The following is a 341-nucleotide window of genomic DNA, read 5'->3' on the forward strand; positions in this document are numbered from 1 at the left end:
CCTACTGCGCCGCCTTCGCCTTCAAGGGCTCCGACCAGCAGAAGAAGGTCGGCACCCTCTCGGGCGGTGAGCGCAACCGCGTCCACCTGGCCAAGACCCTGGCCTCGGGCGGCAACCTGATCCTGCTCGACGAACCGACCAACGACCTGGACATCGAAACGCTTCAGAACCTGGAAGAGGCTCTGGAAGAGTTCGCGGGCTGCGCCGTGGTCATCTCCCACGACCGCTGGTTCCTCGACCGTCTGGCCACCCACATCCTGGCTTTCGAAGGCGACGGCCATGTGGAATGGTTCGAGGGCAACTTCGAAGCCTACGAACAGGACAAGATGCGTCGCCTGGGC

At 63.9% G+C, this 341-nt stretch carries 1 protein-coding gene; it reads left to right on the forward strand.

The annotated features are described in order from the left end of the window. A partial coding sequence (locus CVH10_RS18710; protein ID WP_146143067.1) for an ATP-binding cassette domain-containing protein occupies positions 1–341 on the forward strand: 341 nt, incomplete at both ends.

Source organism: Halomonas sp. ND22Bw, from assembly GCF_003011945.1.
GTDB lineage: Bacteria > Pseudomonadota > Gammaproteobacteria > Pseudomonadales > Halomonadaceae > Halomonas > Halomonas halophila.